Below are 16,524 nucleotides of genomic sequence, written 5' to 3'. Positions count from 1 at the left end.
CGACCAGATGAGCGACTCCCTTCACACCCCACATAAGCATGATCACGACCATGACCACGATCATGGCCCCAAAAAACTTACGCCTGTGCACGACCACGGCCATGCCGGTTCCTGCTGCGCAAGCGACGCCGCGCCTGCGGTGGTCACGCTGAACGAAGCGCCTTCCGACGGCGCGCGCCTCAGCACCTTCCGCATCGAAGCCATGGACTGCCCCACCGAGCAAACGCTGATCCAGAACAAACTGGGCAAGCTCGCCGGTGTGCAGCAACTGGAATTCAACCTGATCAACCGCATCCTCGGCGTCACCCATGACCTGCCGAGCACTGCGCCGATCATCGACGCGATCAAATCTATCGGGATGCAGGCGGACCCCATTGAAGAGGGCGTTCCCGCCGCCGCGCCACCCGCGAAGAAACACTGGTGGCCGCTGGCGTTGTCCGGCGTTGGTGCGTTGGCTGCTGAAGTGCTGCATTTCACCAATGCTGCGCCGACGTGGGTGATTGCCGTGGTGGCGTTGGTGTCGATCTTCAGCGGCGGCCTCACCACCTATAAAAAGGGCTGGATAGCCCTGAAAAACCTCAACCTGAACATCAACGCGCTGATGAGCATCGCCGTGACCGGCGCGCTGCTGATTGGCCAGTGGCCGGAAGCTGCGATGGTGATGTTCCTGTTCACCGTGGCCGAGTTGATCGAAGCCAAGTCCCTGGACCGTGCGCGCAACGCCATCAGTGGCTTGATGCAGATGACGCCCGAACAGGCCACGGTGCAGCAGGCTGATGGCTCATGGGTGGAAAAAGACGTCAAAAGCGTTGATCTTGGGGCAATCGTTCGGTTAAAACCTGGCGAGCGTGTTGGCCTGGACGGTGAAGTCACCGCCGGTCAATCCTCCATCGATCAGGCGCCGATCACCGGTGAAAGCCTGCCCATTGAAAAAACCGTGGGCGATAAAGTCTTCGCGGGCACCATCAACCAGGCCGGTTCGCTGGAATACAAGGTCACCGCGGCGGCCAACAATTCGACGCTGGCGCGCATCATTCATGCCGTGGAGCAGGCTCAAGGCGCGCGGGCGCCAACCCAGCGTTTTGTCGACAGCTTCTCGAAGATCTACACCCCGGCAGTGTTCCTGTTTGCCTTGGGCGTGGCGCTGATTCCACCGCTGTTCATGGCGGGCGTGTGGTTCGACTGGGTCTACCGCGCACTCGTGCTGTTGGTGGTGGCGTGCCCGTGTGCACTGGTGATTTCCACCCCGGTGACCATCGTCAGTGGCTTGGCGGCGGCGGCGCGCAAAGGCATCCTGATCAAGGGCGGCGTGTACCTGGAGGGCGGTTACAAGCTTGATTACCTGGCCCTCGACAAGACTGGCACGATCACCCACGGCAAACCGGTGCAAACCGATTACCTGGCGTTGTTCCCCAACGTCGAAGACCGCGCGCCGGCGCTGGCCGCCAGTTTGGCCGGGCGCTCCGACCACCCGGTGTCGTTGGCCATTGCCAAAGCGGCTGTGGATAAAAACCTGCCGAGCCACGTTGTGGATAACTTCGAAGCCTTGCCCGGTCGCGGTGTGCGCGGTGATATAAACGGTGAAACCTACCATTTGGGCAACCACCGTCTGGTCGAAGACCTGGGCCTGTGCTCGCCGGCGCTGGAAGAAAAACTCTTCGCCCTGGAGAAACAAGGCAAGTCGGTGGTGTTGCTGCTCGACAAGTCCGGCCCGCTGGCGCTGTTCGCCGTGGCCGACACGGTCAAAGACAGCAGCCGCGAAGCCATCCAGCAACTGCACGACTTGGGCATCAAAACCCTGATGCTCACCGGCGACAACACCCACACCGCTCAGGCGATTGCGGCCCAGGTCGGTATCGACCAGGCCCAAGGTGACCTGCTGCCGACTGACAAACTGCAGGCCATCGAAACCCTCTACGGCCAAGGCCACCGGGTGGGCATGGTCGGTGACGGCATCAACGACGCCCCGGCTCTGGCCCGCGCCGAAATTGGCTTCGCCATGGCCGCCGCCGGCACCGACACGGCCATCGAAACCGCTGACGTGGCCTTGATGGACGATGATTTACGCAAGATCCCGGCTTTCATTCGGTTGTCGCGGCAAACCTCGAGTATCCTCAAGCAGAACATCGCCCTGGCGCTGGTGACCAAGGCGGTCTTCCTTGCGGTCACCTTCCTGGGCATGGCCACTATGTGGATGGCGGTGTTCGCGGACATGGGCGTGAGCCTGCTGGTGGTGTTCAATGGCCTGCGCCTGTTGCGCAAATAACTGAGGTGAGGGTGGTGTGCTGAGTGCCGAACTGAAGGCGTTTTACAGAGTGGCCCGCCTGGGCAGCATTACCCAGGCGGCGAAAAAACTCGGCCTTAGCCAGCCCACGGTCACCACGCAGATTCGCAACCTCGAAAGCCAGTACGGCGTCGAGCTGTTCTACCGTGGTGGCCGCCGCCTGACCGTCAGCGACGACGGCGCGCGCCTGCTGCCGATGGTCAAGGCGCTGTTGCAGCAAGAAGCCGATATCGAGTTTTTCCTGCGCAACAGTGGTCAGCTCCAGGGGGCGCTGAGGATTGCCGCGACGGCGCCGTATTACATCCTCGACCTGGTCAAAGCCTTTCGCGAACGCCTGCCGCATGTGGAGGTGTCGGTGGAAATCGGCAACTCCCAGTCGGTGCTGGAGGCGCTCGAAGAGTACCGGGTGGACGTCGCCGCCTCCTCGCAATTACTTGAAGACCCGCGGTTGATCCGCCGCGTGCTCGGCACCGACCCGCTGGTGCTGGCGGTGCACCGCAATCACCCGTTGGCGGCCTTGGACACTGTGCCGCTCACGGCACTGGCGGGGCATACCTTGCTGATGCGCGAAACCGGGTCCACCACACGGCGTTTAACTGAAGAGATGCTGCAAGGCGCAGGCGTGAGTTACGGCCCGCTGCTGGAGATCGGCAGCCGCGAATCGATTCGCGAGGCGGTGCTGCGCAATATCGGCATCAGCATCATCGCCCGCCAGGAAGTGCCGCATGACCCGCAGTTACGCGTGCTGACCATCGAGCATGCACCGCAGATCGCCGAGTATTTGTACTGCCTCAAGGAAAGAAAAGGCGCGAGGCTGCCTGCCGCGTTTCTCGGTTTGGCGCAAGAAATGTCGCCGCTCTGACCGACAAGCCCCATCGCCACACAAATCCAAGCACTACAGACGCACTCTGAATTCCTACACAAATCCACCAATACCACTATCGCCACGTTTTGCCTTTCTGCCACACCAGGGACGCATTGCCTGCCTAGCATGGCCTTCATCAGTTTGATGAGGTGCCTCCATGAACACTGCCCCAACCAACCCCGGCGCGCCGATGACGGTGCGCGGTATCCAGAAGCGCTTCGGCGCCTTCAAGGCGCTGGACAACGTGTCGCTGGACGTCGCCGCCGGCGAGCTGGTGTGCCTGCTGGGCCCGTCCGGTTGCGGCAAAACCACCTTGCTGCGCTGCATCGCCGGCCTGGAACGCCAAGACAGCGGTGAACTTCGCCTGGGTAACCGCGATGTGTCGCAACTGCCGCCTCAAGCGCGCGACTACGGGATTTTGTTTCAGTCCTACGCGCTGTTTCCCAACCTCACCGCTGAAGAGAACATTGGCTACGGCCTGACCGGCAGTGGCCGCGACGAAGTGCGCAAACGCGTTGGCCAGATGCTGGAACTGGTCGGCCTGGTTGGCAGCGAAAAGAAATACCCCGGCCAACTCTCCGGCGGCCAACAACAGCGCGTCGCCCTGGCCCGTGCGCTGGCGCCGGCGCCTTCATTGCTGCTGCTGGACGAACCGATGTCTGCCCTCGACGCGCGTGTGCGTGAGCATTTGTGCAGCGAACTGCGCCAACTGCAGCGGCGCTTGGGCGTCACCACGTTGATGGTCACGCACAACCAGGACGAGGCCATGTTGATGGCCGACCGCATTGCCGTGATGAACAACGGCAAAGTCGAGCAATACGCCACGCCGCAAGAAATCTACGACCGCCCGGCCACGCCGTTCGTGGCGGAGTTTGTCGGCCAGGGTAACTGGCTGCCGTTCAGCCGCAGCAGTGCGAGCCATGCTCAGGTCGGCGGGATGAACATGCGCTTGGCCGACGATGCCGGCGTGGCCAAATCCGGCCGTCTGTTCTGCCGCCCGGAAGCCATCAGCATCAACCCGCTGGGGCATGAAGAAAACCTGTTCCCGGCCAAGGTCTGCGAGATCACGTTTCTGGGCAACCGCTGCCGCATGCGCTTTGAGCTGGAGCAGTTGCCCGGTCACCCATTGCTGGCCGAACTGGCCCCGGAAGCGATGCCGCGCCTCGGTGCGCAACACATCTGGGTGGCGTTGCCGCCGCGCAGCCTGCAGGTGTTTGCTTGAGATGGCCGCCGATATGACGCTGCCGCTACCCGGCCACGTGGCGCGCAACGTTTCCCGCGCCGAACTGGGCGACCGCATTTTTGTACTCGGCGGCAAACTCGTCTGGCTGTTGCTGCTCGGTGTCGCCGTATTGCTGCCCTTGCTGGCGATCTTCTGGCGTGGCTTCAGCAGCGAAGCCGGGCAGGGCGGCGGCTGGGTCGCGGCGCGCGAGCTGGTGACCAGCGATAACTTCCACTGGCTGCTGGGCAATAGCCTGAAAGTTTCCCTCAGCGTTGCGGCCATCGTCGTACCGCTGGCCTACCTGTTTGCCTACGCGCTGCAACGCACGCTGATTCCCGGCAAGGCGATGTGGCGCGGCCTGTCGCTGCTGCCGCTGATGGCGCCGTCGATGTTGCCAGGCATTGCGCTGGTGTATCTGTTCGGCAATCAGGGCCTGTTGCGCGGGTTGCTCTCGGACAATATCTACGGCTTCTGGGGCATTGTGCTGGGCGAGGTGATCTACACCTTCCCACACGCCTTGATGATTCTGCTGTCGGCGCTGTCGCTGGCGGATGCGCGTTTGTTCGACGCCGCGTCGAGCATGGGCGCCAGCCCGGCCCGGGCGTTTCGCAGCATCACCTGGCCGGCCACGCGCCAGGCAGTGTTCGCCGCGTTTTGCCTGGTGTTCACCCTGACCATCACCGACTTCGGCGTGCCCGTGGTGGTGGGCGGGGACTACCAAGTGTTGGCGCTGGAAGCCTACAAGGCGGTGGTCGGCCAGCAACAGTTCGGTCGTGGCGCGTTGATCGGCATGGTGTTGCTGCTGCCGGCGCTGTTCAGCTTTGGCGTCGACGCCTGGTTACGCCGCCGTCACGGCGGTTCCATGAGCGGCCGAGCGCAAGTCTTCCAGCCCGCGCCGTCGCGCTTGCGGGATGGCTGTTACCTGGCCATCGTGATGCTGATTTGCGCTGCGTTGCTGCTGGTGTTCGGCATGGCGGTGTATTCCTCATTGGTCAAGTTCTGGCCGTACAACCTGTCGCTGTCGCTCAACCATTATCAGTTTGAAGACACCGCGGGCGGCGGCTGGCTGGCCTATCGCAACAGCTTGAAGATGGCACTTTGCACGGCGCTGATCGGCAGCGTATTGATCTTCACCGGTGCCTACCTGATGGAAAAAACCAAGGGTCAAAAGGGCCTGAACCTGGCGCTGCGCATGCTCAGCTTTGTGCCGATGGCCGTGCCGGGCCTGGTGTTGGGCTTGGGCTATGTGTTCTTTTTCAACCTCAACGGTAACCCGCTGCATGTGTTCTACGGGACCATGACGCTGTTGGTGGTGTGCACCATTGCTCACTATTTGACCACCGCGCAGATGACCGCCACCACCGCGCTGCGCCAGCTAGACAGCGAGTTCGAAGCCGCTGCGCTTTCTCTCAAGGCGCCGCTGTACCGCCACTACTGGCGCGTCACCGTACCGATTTGCCTGCCGGCGCTGCTGGACATCGTGCGCTACTTGTTTGTGTCGGCGATGACCACCGTGTCTGCCGCGATCTTTCTCTACAGCCCCGACACTATCCTCGCCGCCGTCGCCGTGTTGAACATGGACGACGCCGGCAATGTGGGCGGCGCGGCGGCCATGTCGACCTTGATCCTGTTTACCTCTGCCGGCGTTTCGCTGCTGCTGGCGTGGTGCTCACGTGGCGCGTTGCGCCGCTCCCAAGCCTGGCGCCAAACCGCGCCGGGTCAATAAAACCGTCCCTTTTGAGGAATGCACCATGTTCAAGCCCCTGGCGTTAGCCGCTGCTGTGCTCACTGCGTTCAGCCTGAATGCGTTTGCCGCGAAAACCGAGTTGACCGTGTACACGGCCCTCGAAGCCGAGCAGTTGAAGACCTACAAGCAAGCCTTCGAAAAGCAGAACCCGGACGTCGAAATAAAATGGGTGCGTGACTCTACCGGCATCATCACCGCCAAGCTGCTGGCGGAGAAAGACCGCCCGCAAGCTGACGTCGTGTGGGGCCTGGCCGCGTCGAGCCTGGCGATCCTCGATCAGCAAGGCATGCTCAGCAACTACGCGCCCAAAGACCTCGACAAAATCGGCAAGAACTACCGCGACGCCGCCAACCCACCGGCTTGGGTCGGCATGGATGTGTGGGCCGCGACTATCTGCTTCAACACGGTCGAGGCCGAGAAGCAGGGCCTGAGCAAGCCGGTGAGCTGGCAGGACCTGACCAAACCCGAATACAAGGGCAAGATCGTGATGCCTAACCCGGCGTCTTCGGGCACCGGCTTTCTGGATGTGAGCGCCTGGTTGCAGACCTTCGGCGAGAAGCAGGGCTGGCAGTACATGGACGACCTGCACCAGAACATCGGCCAGTACGTTCACTCCGGCTCCAAGCCGTGCAAGCTGGCGGCGTCTGGTGAGTTCCCAATCGGTATTTCGTTCGAATACCCGGCCGTGCAGTTGAAACGCCAAGGCGCGCCACTGGATATTATTTTGCCCAAGGAAGGCTTGGGCTGGGACATTGAAGCGACTGCCGTGATCAAGGGCACCGCGCACGTGGAGGCCGCGAAAAAGCTCGCCGACTTCTCCGCCAGCCCCGCCGCGATGCAGCTGTACAAAGAAAACTTCGCCGTGCTCGCTCAACCGGGTATTGCCAAGCCGCAGACCGAATTGCCGGCCGACTACGAACAGCGGCTGATCAAGAACGACTTCGCCTGGGCCTCGAAAAACCGCGACAGCATCCTGACCGAATGGCGCAAGCGCTATGACGGCAAGTCAGAGAAACAATAACTGATCATTCCCACGCTCAGCGTGGGAACGAGAGGAACGCATGAGTAGTGATCTGTTAATCGTCGGCGCGGGCATCCTCGGCCTGTCCCACGCCTTTGCTGCCGCCAAACGCGGCCTCAAGGTCAAGGTATTCGAACGCAGCGCCACGCCGTTGGGCGCCTCGGTGCGCAACTTCGGCCAGGCGCTGGTCACCGGCCAACCACCGGGGCCGATGCTTGACCTGGCCCGGCAAAGCCGCGACATCTGGGCGCATTGGGCGCAGATGGCCGGCCTTCAGCTCAAGCGCAATGGCGCGTACGTGTTCGCCCGCACCGAAGCCGAGGAACATCTGCTGGAAGCGTTCTGCGCCGGTCGTGCGCAAGAGCACGGCTACAACGTCGAGCTGCTGCAGGGCGCGGCCATGAACGCGTTGTACGGCGGCCAATTCAGCCATCATCGCGCGGCGCTGCACGGCAAGGACGATCAGCAACTGTATTCGCGCGAAGCGATCCCGGCGTTGATCAACTACCTTCGCAATCAACTGAACGTGGAGTTTCACTTCTCCACGCTGGTGCGCGATGTGCAGCCTGGCCAGTTGCACAGCACGGCGGGCAGCTTTCGCGGTGAGCAGATCATCGTCTGCTCCGGCCACGATTACCAAACCCTGCTGGCCGACGCGATGGCTGAACTCAACCCGAGTATCTGCCGCCTGCAAATGCTGCGTGCACGGCCGGCAGTCAACCTGAACCTGCAACACGCGTTGCTGACCGGTTTGAGCTGCGTGCATTACGGCGCGTTTGCCGACTTGCCGGAAGCGCTGCCGGTGCAGGCGCAAATCCTGCGCGATGCGCCGCACCTGCATGAACATGGGATTCACCTGCTGATCAGCCCCACGCCGTATGGCGAACTGATTATTGGCGACTCGCACGACTACGGCAGCGATGCCTCACCGTTCAACGCCGAGCAGGTCGATGACTGGCTGATCGAGCTGGCCGAGCAGACCTTGGGTTGCAAGGTAAACGTGGTCGAGCGCTGGCAGGGCGTGTACGGCTCGCGCGGGCCGGGGCCGTTTTCATTCGTGCAGGCGGCACCGGGCGTGAGCGCGGCATTGATGCACACCGGCGTGGGCATGAGCGTGGGGCCGGCGCTGGCCGAGCGTAACATCAGCACTGTGTGGGGCGCGGCGGGATGAACCCTGAACAGGCAATTGCCGAGGTGTTCGGCTTGTACGAGCAGCACGGCGCGGCGGATTACATCGGCGAGCCGGTGTCGCAGATCGAACACATGTCCCAGGCCGCGCAGTGGGCGATGGCCGAAGGCTTTGACGATGAAGTGGTGCTGGCGGCGTTTTTTCACGATATTGGCCATCTCTGTGGCGAAGGCGGCGCAAACATGGGCGGTTATGGCGTGGTCAGCCATGAGCGTTTGGGCGCGGATTATTTGCGCCGCGCAGGCTTCAGCGAGCGCATTGCCAGGCTGGTGGAATATCACGTGCAAGCCAAGCGCTACCTGACGTTCAGCCAGCCGTCCTACTACGCCCGCCTGAGTGAAGCCAGCCGGATTACCTTGGGCTATCAGGGCGGCGTGATGACGGCAGAAGAAGCGCAAGCGTTTGAACAAGACCCGCTCTACCTGATCAGCCTGCGCCTGCGCCACTGGGACGAGCAGGCCAAGCAAATGCGCGTGCCGCTGCTCGACCTTGAGGTGCTCAAGGCCAAGGCGCGCAAGGTGCTGGCGGCTTAGCTCTGGTCGAGGCTCAGGGCGAGGGCTTCGACCAGTTCCTGGCGCTCGGCCTGGCTCAGTTTGGCGTGGGCGTTAAGCGACGACCATTGCGGGTGAGCACGGGCTTTGTGCAGTGCGTCCGGCAACTTGCCTTCGCGCCAGGTTTTGTCTTGTGGCGTGTCGACCTTGATGCTGTGCAGCGCCGCATGGCCGCGCAGGTTCAGGGCCTTGAGCAACTGGCGTTGGCGCAGGGCGAGCAGGCGCAGCACGCTGTCGTCGACGGTGAGCTCGCGCTGGCCTTTGAGTTTGCCGAGCAAGCGGCTGCCATAGCCGCGCGCCGTTTGCAGCGCGCCACCGGCAATCGCACCGGCAATCGCGGCGGCGCCGAGGGTCAGGCCGCCGACCAGCAGGTCGACACCGGCACCGGCCGCCGCGCCTGCAGCGATTCCGCCGCCGACGCGCACGCCGAGTTGCTTGAGGGTTTCGGGGTTGAACAGGTCATCGCCCCAACGCCCATCGAGCAACGGCAAGTCACTGGCGGCGGCGTCCTGCGGGCGGAAGCCGAACAGTTTGAGCAGGGCTTCCACACACTTTTGTTCGCGCTGGCGCACGGCTTTGCGCAGTTCACCCACCGCCGCTTGTTCGGCTTCGGTGACCACGCTGCGTCGGCACGCGGCGCAGTCGATCAACAGTTCGGCGATCAGCCGCGCGGCGCTTTGCTGGCGTGCCTGGCGTTGCGCGTGCTGGTCGAGAATCAGCCGTTCCAACTGCGGCCGCGCGGTTTCCAGGAGTAAGGCGAGGCTTTCATACAGCCGACGTTCACCGTCTTCGGGCGGTGCCACGCTGTCGAAACGCATCAGCGCGTGCAGGCCAAGACGCGCCAGGGCTTCACGCCAATCCGGTTCGCGGTGGTTGCTGCTGCTGACAAAGTTGAGTACCGGCAGCAACGGCTTGCCGCAACTGGCGAGCACTTGCAGCTCGTCGCGGTACTTGGCCAGCACCGGCTCGCGGGCGTCGATCACATACAAACCGGCGTCCGAGGCGAGCAGTTGGCGCAGCACCTTGGCTTCTTGTTCAAAACGCTGGCGCGCCTCGCTGCCGTCCAGAAACCGCGCCAGGCGTGCCGGGCCGTCGAGGCGTTCGCCGGGGCGGTCGAGGCGTTCCAGATAATCGAGCAGGGCGATGGCATCTTCCAGGCCGGGCGTGTCGTACAGCTCAAGCAACGCCTCGCCGTCGACCGACAACCGCGCGCCCTCGACGTGCCGCGTGGTGCTGGGGCGATGCGAGACCTCGCCGAAGCCGACGTCACGCGTCAGCGTGCGCAGCAGCGAGGTTTTGCCGACATTGGTGTGGCCGACCACGGCGAGTTTCAGTGGTTTAGTCATGACCGGTCTCCAACCAATTCAGCGGCGCGCCGTCGGCGAAGGGCAGCTCCAGTTGTTTTAGCGCGGCGTGCCAATCACCCAGGCGCTCTGCGTCAAGCGCCTGGCCTGACGGCGCTTGCAGCAGCCACACGCGGGTCGCGGTGGCGCTGCGGGCCAGTTCGGCGATCAGCGCGAGGCTGCCACGGTCCGGCGAGCGGCGCGGGTCGCAGGCGATAGCCAGCCGCGCGGGTGGGAAGCGCGTGAGTTGTTCGAGCAGTTTGTTACGCGACTCGCGGCTGTCGAGGATGCCGGCATTCTTAACGCTGGCAGGCAGTTTGGGCGGCCAGGCGTGTTGGTCGTCCAGTTCGATGGCCACCAGCAAGGCACCGTCGCTGTGCAATTCGCTGACGCCGCCGGTGACCGCGTGCAGTTGCTGCGGCGCGGCGTCGTTGACGCCAAGGCGTTCGCTGCTCGGCATCAGGCGTTCGCGCAACGCGCTGTAGCCGGGCAAGTTGAGGTCCAGGCGCAAGGCCGCGCGCCCGCGTGTCCAGCGCCACAGGCACAGCAGGGCGAGGATCAACCTTGGCAACAGGCCGTAAACCAGCAGCACGCCCACCAGCCAGGTGGCCCAGGCTTGGCGAGCGCTTTCGATATTCAGGGCAGAGTCGCCACTGGAGCGGATCATCTCGACCGTCGGCACAGTGAACCCCAGCAGCGCGGGCAGGCTGCCGAGCGCTTGGGTGACGGCGACAAAGGTGTCGGCGCCGAGCAGGGTGGTTTCCCACACAAAGCCGTAGCGCCGTGTGGCAAGCAGCGTCAGTAAAAACAGCAGGGCGCTGAGCAGCGCCAGCAACCACAGGCTATTGACCAACACACCCACGGCCCAGCGATTGAGTTTCTGGCGCTGCAACAACAGCAGCAACGCTGGCGCTAACTGCGCGGCCTTGGCGTCGCGCGCGAGTTTTTCGCTGAGCCATAGCCACAGGCGCCCGAGGCTGGCGCCGTGCTCGCCGGCAAACAGCAGGCCCAACGCCCAACTGATTAACAGAATCAGGTTCAGGCCGAGCAAGCTGCCCAAGGCCCAAAACACATTCACCGGCGTCAGGCCGTTGCCCAGCGCGGCAAACGCCAAACCGGCGCCGCTGACGATCGCCAGCACCGCCAGCAGCACCAACGCCAAACGCGCGCCTTGCAACCAGCGGGTGAGGGCGGCGCTCAGGCCGTCGCGCTCGGCCAAGTGCAGGGCGCGCTGTTGAATGCGCGTCGGCAAATCGCCACCGGCCGTGCGGGCCAGGCGGTTGGCTTCGAGGTCTTCCAGCGGGCCTGCGTGTTCTTCACGCAGGCGCACGGTTTCTGTCAGCCAGAGTTTTTGCAGGGGGTTCAGTGCTGTCACGCGCCGTCCTGTTGTGTTCGTGAGCCTGGAGCATAACCGCTGTGCAGCCGGTTGGGGAAAGCTGCGCGGCGCTCTGGTATTCTCGTCGGCATGAAAAAAACTCTCCCTTTAAGCCTGATCGCAGCTCTCGGTGAAAACCGCGTGATCGGCGTCGACAACAGCATGCCCTGGCATTTGCCGGGGGATTTCAAATATTTCAAGGCCACCACGCTCGGCAAGCCGATCATCATGGGGCGCAAGACCTGGGATTCGCTGGGCCGACCGCTGCCGGGGCGCTTGAACCTGGTGGTTAGCCGTCAGACCGATTTGGCGCTTGAAGGTGCGGAAGTTTTTCCGTCACTCGACGCAGCCGTCGAGCGCGCCGAGGCGTGGGCGCTGGCGCAGGGCGCGAATGAGCTGATGCTGATCGGCGGCGCGCAGTTGTATGCGCAAGGGCTGGCGCAGGCGGATCGCCTGTATTTGACGCGCGTGGCGCTGAGCCCGGAAGGCGATGCGTGGTTTCCGCAGTTTGATGCGCAGCAGTGGAAACGGGTATCGAACGTCGAGAACCCAGCGGAGGGCGAAAAGCCCGCGTACAACTTCGAGGTTTGGGAAAAAGCTTAAAAGCATCGGGAGCAAGCCCCCTCCCACATTGACCGCATGCTCATGTTGGAGCTCGGTCCAATGTGGGAGGGGGCTTGCTCCCGAGAGCGGTCTATCAGGCCTGCGCCAACTCGGCATGCTCTTCGGCATTCAACAGGTCTTTATCCGTCTGCCCCATGATCTGGCTGGTAATCGCACCCGCCGTCATAGAACCGTTGACGTTCAACGCCGTACGGCCCATGTCGATCAGCGGCTCCACGGAAATCAGCAGCGCCACCAGTGACACCGGCAAGCCCATCGCCGGCAGCACGATCAGCGCGGCAAACGTGGCACCGCCGCCTACGCCGGCAACGCCTGCCGAACTCAGCGTCACAATCGCCACCAGGGTTGCGATCCACAGCGGGTCCAGCGGGTTGATGCCCACGGTCGGCGCCACCATCACCGCCAACATGGCTGGGTAAAGACCGGCGCAACCGTTCTGGCCGATGGTTGCGCCGAACGAGGCGGCGAAACCGGCGATGGATTGCGGGATACCCAAGCGGCGGGTTTGCGCCTCAATGCTCAGCGGGATGGCCGCCGCGCTGGAGCGGCTGGTGAAGGCAAAGGTCAGCACCGGCCACACTTTGCGGAAGAACCGCAGCGGGTTGACCCCGGCCAGCGACAAGAGCAGGCCGTGCACCACAAACATCAGGCCCAGCGCCAGGTACGACACCAGCACAAAACTGCCGAGCTTGATGATGTCTTGCAGGTTGGAACCGGCAACCACCTTGGTCATCAGCGCCAGCACGCCGTAGGGCGTCAGCTTCATCACCAGGCGCACCAAACGCATCACCCAGGCTTGCAGGGTGTCGATGGCGTTGAGCACTTTCTGGCCTTTTTCGACGTCATCCTTGAGCAGTTGCAGCGCGGCAACCCCGAGGAATGCAGCGAAAATCACCACGCTGATGATCGACGTCGGTTTGGCCCGGGCCAAGTCGGCGAACGGGTTGGCCGGCACGAACGACAGCAGCAATTGCGGGATATTCAGGTCGGCAACCTTGCCCGCGTAATCACTCTGGATCACTTGCAGGCGCGCCATTTCCTGGGTGCCGGCCACCAGACCTTCGGCGGTGAGGCCGAACAGGTTGGTCAAGCCGATGCCGATCAACGCCGCAATCGCGGTGGTGAACAACAGCGTGCCGATGGTCAGGAAGCTGATCTTGCCCAGCGACGAGGCGTTATGCAGCCGCGCCACGGCACTCAGGATCGAGGCGAACACCAGCGGGATCACGATCATTTGCAGCAACTGCACGTAGCCGTTACCGACCAGGTCGAACCAGCCGATCGAGGCCTTGAGCACCGGGTTACCGTCGCCATAAATAGTGTGCAAAGCCGTCCCGAACAGCACGCCGAGAACGAGGGCAAACAGCACCTTCTTGGCGAGGCTCCATTGGGTACGGCGGGTTTGTGCCAGGCCCAGCAACAGGGCTACGAACACCAGTAAGTTGAGAATCAGGGGCAGATTCATTGAAGCTCCGTTGAGTAGGCAGCCAATCGCGTGAGCGTGCGATTGCAACCGGAAAGCCTAACAGCTTGAAATATATTGATTTAATACCGATATGGAATGGTCACTGTCGTTTCTGGAATAAGCGCATGGCGCTCAGGCACATGCTGTTGGCGCGATCACGACGCAAGCAGTCGCGCTCGGGTGGTGACTGTCATACAGATTTGTTAGCGTCGATGTCTTTGACTCTGGGAGAAATTGCTTATGAAGCTCGCGCCAACACTGCTGGCCGCCGCGTTGTGTCTTGGCCTCGGCAGCCAGGCCTTTGCCGCCACCGAGCTTACGCACTGGCCAGCGCCTGCCGCCAAACAACTGAACGAAATGATCGCCGCCAATGCCAACAAGGGCAACTTCGCGGTGTTCGACATGGACAACACCAGCTACCGCTACGACCTTGAAGAGTCGTTGCTGCCTTACCTTGAAAACAAAGGCCTGATCACCCGCGACACGATGGACCCTTCGCTGAAGCTGATCCCGTTCAAGGACACGGCTGAGCACAAGGAAAGCCTGTTCAGTTATTACTACCGCCTTTGCGAAGTCGACGACATGGTCTGCTACCCGTGGGTTGCGCAGATTTTTGCAGGCTTCACGCTCAAGGAACTCAAGGGCTACGTTGGCGAAATGATGGCGTCGGGCAAGCCAGTGCCGGTCACCTACTACGAAGGTGATGTGGTGAAAAACATGGAGGTGCAGCCACCCAAGGTCTTCACCGGCCAGGCTGAGCTATTTAACAAGTTGATGGAAAACGGCATCGAAGTGTACGTGATGACCGCCGCTTCTGAAGAGCTGGTGCGCATGGTCGCTGCCGACCCGAAGTACGGCTACAACGTTAAGCCGGAAAACGTCATCGGCGTGAGCACGCTGCTCAAGAACCGCAAGACCGGCGAACTGACCACCGCGCGCAAGCAGATCGCCGCCGGCAAATATGACGAGAAAGCCAACCTCGGCCTGGAGCTGACGCCGTACCTGTGGACCCCGGCGACCTGGATGGCGGGCAAACACGCAGCGATCCTGACGTACATCGATGAGTGGAAAAAACCGGTGATCGTCGGTGGTGACACACCGACCAGCGACGGCTACATGCTGTTCCACGATGTAGACGTGGCCAAGGGCGGCATCCACCTGTGGATCAACCGCAAAGACAAATACATGACTCAACTCAACGGCATGATGGCCAAGCACGCGGCCGCGCAAGCCAAGGAAGGGTTGCCGGTGACGGCTGACAAAAACTGGGTGATCGTCAAGCCGGACGAAATTCAATAGAGGGTCAAGCACCTCCCACATTAAACCGGGTCCCAACCTGAAAACCCGGTCACCTGTGGGAGCGGGCTTGCTCGCGATAGCGGTCACTCAGCCAGCAAATATATTGCCTGACACTCCGCCATCGGCAGCAAGCCACCTCCCACATTAAACCGGGTCCCAACCTGAAAACCCGCTCACCTGTGGGAGCGGGCTTGCTCGCGACAGCGATCACTCAGCCAGCAAATATATGGCCTGACACTCCGCCATCGGCAGCAAGCCACCTCCCACATTAAACCGGGTCCCAACCTGAAAACCCGGTCACCTGTGGGAGCGGGCTTGCTCGCGATAGCGGTCGTTCAGCAAGCAAATATATGGCCTGACACTCCGCCATCGGCAGCAAGCCACCTCCCACATTAAACCAGGTCCCAACCTGAAAACCCGGTCACCTGTGGGAGCGGGCTTGCTCGCGATAGCGATTACTCAGCCAGCAAATATATGGCCTGACACTCTGCCATCGGCAGCAAGCCACCTCCCACATTAAACCGGGTTCCACCTGAAAACCCGCTCACCTGTGGGAGCGGGCTTGCTCGCGATAGCGGTCACTCAGCCAGCAAATATATTGCCTGACACTCCGCCATCGGCAGCAAGCCACCTCCCACATTAAACTGGGTCCCAACCTGAAAAGCCGGTCACCTGTGGGAGCGGGCTTGCTCGCGATAGCGGTCACTCAGCCAGCAAATATATGGCCTGACACTCCGCCATCGGCAGCAAGCCACCTCCCACATTAAACCGGGTCCCAACCTGAAAATCCGCTCACCTGTGGGAGCGGGCTTGCTCGCGATAGCGGTCCTTCAGCCAGCAAATATCTGGCCTGACACTCCGCCATCGGCAGCAAGCCACCTCCCACATTAAACCGGGTTCCAACCTGAAAACCCGATCACCTGTGTGCGGGCTTGCTCGCGATAGCGATCACTCAGCCAGCAAATATATGGCCTGACACTCCGCCATCGGCAGCAAGCCACCTCCCACATTAAACCGGGCCCCAACCTGAAAACCCGGTCCCCTGTGTGTGGGCTTGCTCGCGATAGCGGTCGTTCAGCCAGCAAATATATTGCCTGACACTCCGCCATCGGCAGCAAGCCACCTCCCACATTAAACCGGGTCCCAACCTGAAAACCCGCTCACCTGTGGGAGCGGGCTTGCTCGCGATAGCGATCACTCAGCCAGCAAAGATATTGCCTGACACTCCGCCATCGGCAGCAAGCCACCTCCCACATTAAACCGGGTCCCAACCTGAAAACCCGCTCACCTGTGGGAGCGGGCTTGCTCGCGATAGCGATCACTCAGCCAGCAAATATATGGCCTGACACTCCGCCATCGGCAGCAAGCCACCTCCCACATTAAACCGGGTCCCAACCTGAAAACCCGATCACCTGTGGGAGATTCTATGGTTTTGGGGAAGCCTCCAAAACCGCTTTCGACTGGTATTCGCTCAGGTTTTTCATGAGAGAAAACGCGATGCGAGCCAGCTTGCGGGCGATGATGACCAGGGCCTGAGTC

General features: G+C 62.2%; 12 protein-coding genes and 1 pseudogene. 9 read left to right on the top strand and 4 right to left on the bottom strand.

Translation table 11 applies throughout. The features are described 5' to 3' along the window. The first annotated feature begins 7 nt into the window (after window positions 1-7). The 7 genes from ACOZK9_RS26110 to ACOZK9_RS26080 all read left to right on the top strand — a co-directional run bounded on the left by ACOZK9_RS26110 (window position 8) and on the right by ACOZK9_RS26080 (window position 8,861). Window positions 8-2,266, top strand: coding sequence for a heavy metal translocating P-type ATPase (locus tag ACOZK9_RS26110; RefSeq protein ID WP_421556894.1), 2,259 nt, complete (start codon window positions 8-10; stop codon window positions 2,264-2,266). A 16-nt stretch (window positions 2,267-2,282) separates the two neighbouring features. Next, window positions 2,283-3,146: a LysR family transcriptional regulator gene (locus ACOZK9_RS26105; RefSeq protein ID WP_058413691.1), complete on the top strand. Its 864-nt coding sequence runs from the start codon at window positions 2,283-2,285 to the stop codon at window positions 3,144-3,146. Window positions 3,147-3,306: 160 nt separating this feature from the next. Next, window positions 3,307-4,371, top strand: a complete 1,065-nt coding sequence (locus ACOZK9_RS26100; protein ID WP_058413690.1) for a putative 2-aminoethylphosphonate ABC transporter ATP-binding protein — start codon at window positions 3,307-3,309, stop codon at window positions 4,369-4,371. A 1-nt stretch (window position 4,372) separates the two neighbouring features. Further along, the gene (locus tag ACOZK9_RS26095; protein WP_122250018.1) at window positions 4,373-6,097 is read left to right on the top strand and encodes a putative 2-aminoethylphosphonate ABC transporter permease subunit; all 1,725 of its coding nucleotides are present in this window, start codon (window positions 4,373-4,375) and stop codon (window positions 6,095-6,097) included. Window positions 6,098-6,122: 25 nt separating this feature from the next. Continuing rightward, complete coding sequence (locus tag ACOZK9_RS26090; RefSeq protein ID WP_058413688.1) at window positions 6,123-7,139, top strand: putative 2-aminoethylphosphonate ABC transporter substrate-binding protein; 1,017 nt, start codon at window positions 6,123-6,125, stop codon at window positions 7,137-7,139. 40 nt (window positions 7,140-7,179) lie between these two features. Next, entirely contained in the window at window positions 7,180-8,310 is a 1,131-nt protein-coding gene (locus ACOZK9_RS26085; RefSeq protein ID WP_152751578.1) for a TIGR03364 family FAD-dependent oxidoreductase, read from the top strand. Further along, window positions 8,307-8,861, top strand: a complete 555-nt coding sequence (locus ACOZK9_RS26080; RefSeq protein ID WP_058413686.1) for a phosphonate degradation HD-domain oxygenase — start codon at window positions 8,307-8,309, stop codon at window positions 8,859-8,861. Before ACOZK9_RS26085 ends, ACOZK9_RS26080 begins: the two co-directional genes overlap by 4 nt. Here the strand turns inward: ACOZK9_RS26080 and ACOZK9_RS26075 are convergent. Further along, window positions 8,858-10,225 (bottom strand): GTPase/DUF3482 domain-containing protein, encoded by a 1,368-nt coding sequence (locus ACOZK9_RS26075; protein ID WP_152751576.1) that lies wholly within the window; start codon window positions 10,223-10,225, stop codon window positions 8,858-8,860. The genes ACOZK9_RS26080 and ACOZK9_RS26075 overlap by 4 nt on opposite strands. Continuing rightward, on the bottom strand, window positions 10,218-11,597 hold the full coding sequence (locus ACOZK9_RS26070) for a DUF2868 domain-containing protein (RefSeq protein WP_421556893.1): 1,380 nt from the start codon (window positions 11,595-11,597) through the stop codon (window positions 10,218-10,220). The genes ACOZK9_RS26075 and ACOZK9_RS26070 overlap by 8 nt, the downstream gene beginning before the upstream one ends. Before the next feature lie 90 nt (window positions 11,598-11,687). Here ACOZK9_RS26070 and ACOZK9_RS26065 point away from each other — a divergent pair, with 90 nt between their 5' ends. Beyond that, window positions 11,688-12,200 (top strand): dihydrofolate reductase, encoded by a 513-nt coding sequence (locus ACOZK9_RS26065; RefSeq protein ID WP_421556892.1) that lies wholly within the window; start codon window positions 11,688-11,690, stop codon window positions 12,198-12,200. A 94-nt stretch (window positions 12,201-12,294) separates the two neighbouring features. Here the strand turns inward: ACOZK9_RS26065 and ACOZK9_RS26060 are convergent, their stop codons facing one another. Next, window positions 12,295-13,686, bottom strand: coding sequence for an L-cystine transporter (locus ACOZK9_RS26060; RefSeq protein ID WP_122249853.1), 1,392 nt, complete (start codon window positions 13,684-13,686; stop codon window positions 12,295-12,297). 240 nt (window positions 13,687-13,926) lie between these two features. Here ACOZK9_RS26060 and ACOZK9_RS26055 point away from each other — a divergent pair, with 240 nt between their 5' ends. Continuing rightward, window positions 13,927-14,985 (top strand): HAD family hydrolase, encoded by a 1,059-nt coding sequence (locus ACOZK9_RS26055; RefSeq protein ID WP_421556891.1) that lies wholly within the window; start codon window positions 13,927-13,929, stop codon window positions 14,983-14,985. Window positions 14,986-16,409: 1,424 nt separating this feature from the next. Here the strand turns inward: ACOZK9_RS26055 and ACOZK9_RS27505 are convergent. Next, window positions 16,410-16,524: pseudogene (locus ACOZK9_RS27505) on the bottom strand (IS110 family transposase); the annotation flags it as partial.

This window comes from Pseudomonas kitaguniensis (genome assembly GCF_049199985.1).
Classification (GTDB): Bacteria; Pseudomonadota; Gammaproteobacteria; order Pseudomonadales; family Pseudomonadaceae; genus Aquipseudomonas; species Aquipseudomonas kitaguniensis.
This window is presented reverse-complemented; position numbering and strand designations above follow the sequence as displayed.

Bases quoted from the DNA above. Each gene is read 5' to 3' on its own strand.
- ACOZK9_RS26110 (WP_421556894.1), top strand. From the start codon at position 8: ATGAGCGACTCCCTTCACACCCCACATAAGCATGATCACGACCATGAC.
- ACOZK9_RS26100 (WP_058413690.1), top strand. From the start codon at position 3,307: ATGAACACTGCCCCAACCAACCCCGGCGCGCCGATGACGGTGCGCGGT.
- ACOZK9_RS26095 (WP_122250018.1), top strand. From the start codon at position 4,373: ATGGCCGCCGATATGACGCTGCCGCTACCCGGCCACGTGGCGCGCAAC.
- ACOZK9_RS26090 (WP_058413688.1), top strand. From the start codon at position 6,123: ATGTTCAAGCCCCTGGCGTTAGCCGCTGCTGTGCTCACTGCGTTCAGC.
- ACOZK9_RS26085 (WP_152751578.1), top strand. From the start codon at position 7,180: ATGAGTAGTGATCTGTTAATCGTCGGCGCGGGCATCCTCGGCCTGTCC.
- ACOZK9_RS26080 (WP_058413686.1), top strand. From the start codon at position 8,307: ATGAACCCTGAACAGGCAATTGCCGAGGTGTTCGGCTTGTACGAGCAG.
- ACOZK9_RS26075 (WP_152751576.1), bottom strand. From the start codon at position 10,225: ATGACTAAACCACTGAAACTCGCCGTGGTCGGCCACACCAATGTCGGC.
- ACOZK9_RS26065 (WP_421556892.1), top strand. From the start codon at position 11,688: ATGAAAAAAACTCTCCCTTTAAGCCTGATCGCAGCTCTCGGTGAAAAC.
- ACOZK9_RS26060 (WP_122249853.1), bottom strand. From the start codon at position 13,686: ATGAATCTGCCCCTGATTCTCAACTTACTGGTGTTCGTAGCCCTGTTG.
- ACOZK9_RS26055 (WP_421556891.1), top strand. From the start codon at position 13,927: ATGAAGCTCGCGCCAACACTGCTGGCCGCCGCGTTGTGTCTTGGCCTC.